This is a genomic window from Ginsengibacter sp. (assembly GCF_057362405.1).
Genome location: NZ_JBMQQG010000004.1, coordinates 1 through 4,335, shown reverse-complemented (window position 1 = coordinate 4,335; position 4,335 = coordinate 1). Strand labels below are relative to the sequence as shown.

4 protein-coding genes are annotated in these 4,335 nt (G+C 37.9%); all 4 read right to left on the bottom strand.

What is annotated here, in order from left to right:
• Positions 1–686: bifunctional heptose 7-phosphate kinase/heptose 1-phosphate adenyltransferase (locus tag ACO1O5_RS00185; RefSeq protein ID WP_486267253.1), on the bottom strand; the 686-nt coding region annotated here is incomplete at its 3' end.
• Complete coding sequence (locus ACO1O5_RS00180; protein WP_486267251.1) at positions 686–2,134, bottom strand: APC family permease; 1,449 nt, start codon at positions 2,132–2,134, stop codon at positions 686–688. The genes ACO1O5_RS00185 and ACO1O5_RS00180, both read right to left, overlap by 1 nt.
• Before the next feature lie 63 nt (positions 2,135–2,197).
• Positions 2,198–2,806, bottom strand: a complete 609-nt coding sequence (locus tag ACO1O5_RS00175) for an OmpH/Skp family outer membrane protein (RefSeq protein WP_486267249.1) — start codon at positions 2,804–2,806, stop codon at positions 2,198–2,200.
• Positions 2,807–2,958: 152 nt separating this feature from the next.
• Positions 2,959–4,131 (bottom strand): THUMP domain-containing class I SAM-dependent RNA methyltransferase, encoded by a 1,173-nt coding sequence (locus tag ACO1O5_RS00170; protein WP_486267247.1) that lies wholly within the window; start codon positions 4,129–4,131, stop codon positions 2,959–2,961.
• Between the last annotated feature and the right edge of the window lie 204 nt (positions 4,132–4,335).

The following is a 4,335-nucleotide window of genomic DNA, read 5'->3' as shown; positions in this document are numbered from 1 at the left end:
ATATCAGTAAGCAGTTCAGTAGAAACGTTTTCCGCCAGAAGATTAAGTGCCGTAATTGCTTCATGCAAATTAGGCTTGAACAAAGTTGCATTTTTATAAGAAAAGAAATTTTTTCGTTTAGGGTCCACCGTTATCGGAATATTATTTTTGTTGCAAAGTTCAATAGTATTCTCTATAATATTTTGTGTGAGAATTCCTTTGTTATAGTCTTCAAGAATTACTACGTTAGGCTTTTCCGAAAGAATATATTTTTCTATTTGATTTTGCAGTTTGGTTTCATCTGTTTCGTCTAAATCTTCCGTATGTTCAGCGTCGAGCCGCATCATTTGTTGGTTACGGCTTATGATCCTTATCTTATTTGTAGTAATTCGTTTCTTACTTTCGAAAATAAAACGGGTATCAATATTATTATCCAACAAAAGTTGTTTAAGGTGGACACCATCTTCGTCATCACCAAGGATACTTATCAGTGCTACTTTGGTTCCCAAGGCCTGGACATTTAGAGCAACGTTGCCGGCTCCGCCGATCCGCTTTTCACGCTTATCGACAGCAACTATTGGAACAGGCGCTTCGGGCGAAATTCTTTCTACATTACCCCACCAATACGTATCGAGCATAACATCGCCTATTACAGCAACTTTCATTTTTGAAATATCACTAAACAGCTTATCAAAATCAACATCCATTATTCAAGGTTTGAATTATGCTTTTTTGGAGAAACCATATAATAAATGGGGATTCCCAGTAAGGCTATTATTAAACCCGGCCAGGTAAAATCAGGCTTGTAGATAATTAATAGAATACAAAAGGCCGAACCCATAATTATATAAAGAGCGGGCAACACAGGGTAACCAAAGGCTTTGTAAGGTCTTTCTGCACCAGGCCTTTTCTTTCTTAAAATAAAAATTCCCCAAATAGTTAACACATAAAATATTACTACTACAAAAGAAATCATATCGAGGAGGTCTCCGTATCTTCCGCTAAGGCATAACAGTGACGCCACCACGAATTGAGACCACAGTGCCCATTCAGGAACTGCATGACTATTTAATGTCGCAGCTTTCTTAAAAAATAATCCATCTTTAGCCATGCTATAATATACCCTGGCGCCGGCAAGAATAAGTCCATTATTACAACCAAAAGTTGAAATCATAATCATAATGGCAATTACATAAGTGCCTGCGTTTCCAAACATCGAATTTGCCGCAGCCACAGCTACCCGGTCGTTTGTTGCAAAAGCAAGGTCGTGCAATGGCAACACAGCAACATACATAAGGTTGGCACAAACGTATATTATCGTAACAATAAAAGTTCCTAAAAAAAGGCTAAGGCCAATATTTCGCTTAGGATTTTTAATTTCGCCTGCTATGAACGTCACATTGTTCCGTGCATCGCTGCTAAAAATTGACCCGACCATACTTGCGGCGATTGCTCCCAAAATACCTGCACCAACAACTCCCTCAACGCCACCGGTATCAGATAATTTTTTCATGCTAAAAGCGTCCACCCAGTTTGTGTGCCAAACTTCGGGCTTAAAGAAAATGATACCTGCTATAATTAATCCGAGTAAAGACAGAATTTTTGTGGATGTAAAAATATTCTGAATCCATTTTCCGCCTTTAACACCTTTTGTATTGGTCCATGTGAGAAATGCAATTAAAATAATGGCAACTATTTGGGCTACACTTATTGTGAAGAAAGTTTCAACTCCTTTATTAGTTAACCCGGTACTTATTTTTAATAAATAATTTGTTTCGCTTAAAGAAGGATTTAAATAGGCGGCAAACTTTGAAAAGGCAACACCTACGGCCGCAATTGTTCCTGTTTGAATAACAGCAAAAAAACTCCACCCATACACGAAACCGGTTAATGGATTATAGGCCTCTTTAAGATAAACGTATTGTCCACCTGCTTTCGGAAACATGGCGCTTAATTCGCCATAGCTCAATGCCGCCGTAAGCGTCATGAAGCCCGTAAGCAACCAAACGATGATGAGCCATCCTGCACTTCCAACGTTACGGGTAATATCCGCACTTACAATAAAAATACCCGAACCAATCATAGATCCGGCAACAATCATTGTTGCATCAAAAAGGCGGAGGCTTGGCTTAAACGACGTAGCATGTTCACTCATAAAAACACCTGTTTTAATAAACAGGGTTGAAGATAAATATTTATTTCAGATTGGTTTGGGTAATTACTTTTTATTTTCAGAAGAATAAAGAGTGTTAAGACCTTCAATCACATCTGGTGTTATGTTTAATGTGGAATCTTTATAGAACATAAACCCAGGCTCGTAAGAAAATATGTAAGAGTATTTTCCATCTTTATTATAGTCTTTCAAGAAATTTTGAATGCGGGTTAAGATGTCTTCCTTCATTTTTGAATTATAATTGTATAGTTCATTATCGATTTGCTGTTTTCTCGACTGGAGGTCCTGTTGCATTTTATTAATTTCCTGCATAGCGGATTCTTGTTCCTGCTGATTCATAGTTGGGCCCTTTTGCTGCAGTTGCGCAGCACGAGCCTGATATTTTTTTTGCAATCCGCCAATCTCATCATTCGCAGCAGACTGTTTGCGCTCAAAATCAGCTTTAATTTTCTTATAGTACGTATAATTATTTTGTAGTGAATCAAGATCTATATAAGCCACTTTAGAGCGAGCCGTTGTTGTTCCATTTCCTTTTATTGCCTCAGACCTGAAACTTTGTATATCCAGTTTCCTGGACTCATTAAAATGCAGGTAGTATAAGTAACCTACAAGGCAAATCAAAACAATATTTATAATGAGTAAAATATTCTTCATGAAAATAATTTAAGAACGGCAAGATAGAAAAATCGAAACGTTTTAACGGGTCAAACATCGTTGATTTAGGAAAGACTTAACAGCAGCCTCACAAATACTGCGTGGGACAGGTTTTGGGAATGTTCGCGTTTTGCAGAATAAATCAGTTTTACTTATAATTTATCAGAACGTTTTGTGCCTGGGTACAACTCAAACTCCAATAAACGGCAATCGATCTTGCTGGTATAAAATTCAATGCGGCGCTTTGCCTTTAAGCCGATTTTTTTGGCAAGTTCAAGATTTCCTGTGAATACATAACCTGTGTAACCTTTACATTTCTTTTTCATAAAATCGCCTATTTGAGCATAGGTATCCTGCAATTCATCGAGGTTGCCTAACCTTTCTCCATATTCAGGATTAAAATAAATGACACCCGGCTCATTTTCCGGGATTATGATATCCCTAAAATCGCAGACTTCAAACTCAATTAATTCTTCAACCCCTGCCGCACCTGCATTTATTTTAGAAATATTTATCGCATCTGCACTTATATCTGAAGCCATAATCCTGAGCTGAGGCAAATCAATAACCTGCGCGGTTAATTTTCTTTTTTCTTTTTCATAGAAATTTTCATCAAAACCGAGGATGTGTTTGAACCCATAATTATCGCGAAATAAACCCGGACGCCTGTTGGTTGCCAGTAGCGCTGCTTCAATTGCAACGGTTGCCGAGCCGCACATCGGGTTAATAAATACACTTTGCCGGTTCCAATTAGTTGCCATCAGCGTGCCAGTAGCAAGGGCCTCCAACATGGGAGCCTTTCCCGGAATTTTTCTATAGCCGTGTTTGGCCAAAGTTTCGCCTGAAGTATCAATAAAAATCTCCGCAACTTCATTTTTCCAAAATAAGTGAATTACGGTGTTTTTTAAATCTGAACCTGAATTGGGCCTCACCTGCGTCTTTTGCCGGAAACGATCTACAATAGCGTCTTTCACTTTCACATTGGCAAATAAAGAATTATTTATTGTTGGATGATCAATCGAACTTGTAACAGAAAAATATCCATCTTTTGAAATAATATTTTCCCACTCAATTCCAAATGCTGAATCGTATAACTCTGCAGGACTGTCGCACGGGAAGGATTTGAGCGAATACAAAACCTGGCTGGCGCATCGAATATTCAAATTCAGTGTAATGCAATCGTGCAACGTTCCATTTAATTCTACGCCAGTAGAAAAAGTTTGCACTATTTTAAACCCCAATTCTCTCACTTCTTTTTCCAAATAGACAGATAGTCGCTTGTTACAAGTAACTATAATACGGGGTGGCTTGTTGAACAGTGGCATGGTAAGCAAACATAAGAAATGTTGAAATATGGAAATTTGTATTATCGCAATTTTCTAAACTTCCAAAGAATAATATCCCCGTCAGTCCAAATTATTCCGGCTGAGTGAAGTTATGCAACCTGGCGAGTTCATTAATGCCAATAACATTTTTACAATTGAGTTTATCGAATATTCTTGCTTTGTGCGTACCTACTGTGGATGTAT